This is a genomic window from Phenylobacterium sp., from assembly GCF_037138395.1.
Lineage (GTDB): Bacteria > Pseudomonadota > Alphaproteobacteria > Caulobacterales > Caulobacteraceae > Phenylobacterium.
Window position 1 is genome coordinate 1 of sequence record NZ_JBAXIM010000269.1, and the last position, 1,547, is coordinate 1,547.

The 1,547-nt window shown below is 72.5% G+C and carries 3 protein-coding genes; all 3 read left to right on the plus strand.

The window, feature by feature from the left end; genetic code table 11:
• Positions 1-68: 68 nt before the first annotated feature.
• A complete protein-coding gene (gene ruvC, locus WCJ52_RS13115; protein ID WP_336903747.1) occupies positions 69-581 on the plus strand; it encodes a crossover junction endodeoxyribonuclease RuvC in 513 nt (170 codons plus the stop codon).
• On the plus strand, positions 578-1,192 hold the full coding sequence (gene ruvA, locus WCJ52_RS13120) for a Holliday junction branch migration protein RuvA (protein WP_336903748.1): 615 nt from the start codon (positions 578-580) through the stop codon (positions 1,190-1,192). The genes ruvC and ruvA overlap by 4 nt, the downstream gene beginning before the upstream one ends.
• Positions 1,189-1,547 (plus strand): AAA family ATPase (locus tag WCJ52_RS13125; protein ID WP_336903749.1); only part of this gene is annotated, 359 nt, incomplete at its 3' end. The genes ruvA and WCJ52_RS13125, both read left to right, overlap by 4 nt.

Here is a 1,547-nt window from a genome sequence, read left to right on the forward strand (position 1 = left end):
CTCCCCCCCTTCCCGACGCCCGCGAACCAGACTAGGAACACATCACGAACAACTGCCGGTGGAACCGCATGAGCCCCGCACCCCTCCGAATCCTCGGCCTGGACCCCGGCCTGCGCCGGACGGGCTGGGGCGTGATCCGGGTTGAGGGCAACCGGCTGTCCCACCTGGGCCATGGCGTGATCGCGCCCGACGAGAAGGCCCCCTTTTCCGAACGCCTCCTGGCCCTGTTCGAGGGAATCAGCGCCGTGGTCGCCGACTGGTCCCCCGATGAGGCGGCCATCGAGGAGACCTTCATGAACAACAATGCCGCCTCGGCCCTCAAGCTGGGACACGCCCGGGCTGCGGCCATGCTGGCGCCAGCCAGGGCTGGCCTGCCGGTGGCCGAGTACGCTGCGCGGCTGGTCAAGAAGTCCGTGGTCGGTACCGGCGCGGCCGACAAGGACCAGGTGGCCTTCATGATCGCCCGCATCCTGCCGGGCTCGGCAGGTGCAGCCGCCGACGCCGCCGACGCCCTGGCCGTGGCCGTCGCCCACGCCCATGCCCGCACCCGGGCCCGCATCCAGGGAGGGTTGGCGGCGTGATCGGGCGGCTGGCGGGAAGGATCCTTGAGACCACAGAGGAAGAGGTCCTCATCGACGTGGGCGGGGTGGGCTGGGTCGTGCGCTGCGGCGCCCGGACCCTGTCGCGCCTGCCCGCCGCCGGCGAGGCCGTGGTCCTGCGGATCGAGACCCAGTGGTCGGAGAGCACCGGTCCCCGTCTCTATGGCTTCCTCGACGCGGACGACCGCGCTGCCTTTGTCCTGCTCCAGTCCGTGCAGGGGGTCGGGCCCAAGGCCGCCCTTGGGGTGCTGGACGTCCTGCCCCCCGCCGCCCTGGCCGAGGCCGTGGCCCGGGACGACAAGGTCCAGGTCGGGCGCGCCAGCGGGGTCGGCCCAAAGCTCGCCCTGCGCATACTGGTGGAACTGAAGGGCAAGCCGATCGGCTCAGCGGGCTTCAGCATCGCCGGCGCCGCGGCCGCCCCGGCCGGTGCCGCCCCGGTCTCTGCCGCCGGCGAGGCCGTGGCCGCCCTCATGGGCCTGGGCGTAGCCGAGACCCAGGCCCGCCGCCTGGTGGAGCAGGCCGCCGTCGCCCTGGGCCCTGACGCCTCGGTTTCCGACCTTGTCCGGGCGGGCCTGAAGGAAATGGGCCGGTGACCCGGCTGGTCTCCGGGGAACCCGGACCGCCCGAGCCCGGCGACCGGGCCCTGAGGCCCCAGACCCTGTCGGAGTTCGTTGGCCAGGCCGCCGCCAAGTCGAACCTCACCATCTTCATCGACGCCGCCCGGGGCCGGGGCGAGGCGATGGACCACGTCCTCCTCTTCGGCCCGCCGGGCCTGGGCAAGACCACCCTGGCCCAGATCATCGCCCGAGAACTGGGGGTGAACTTTCGCACCACCTCCGGGCCGGTCCTGGCCAAGGCCGGCGACCTGGCAGCCATCTTGACCAACCTGGAACCCCGAGACGTCCTCTTCATCGATGAGATCCACCGCCTGGCCGCCCCAGTGGAGGA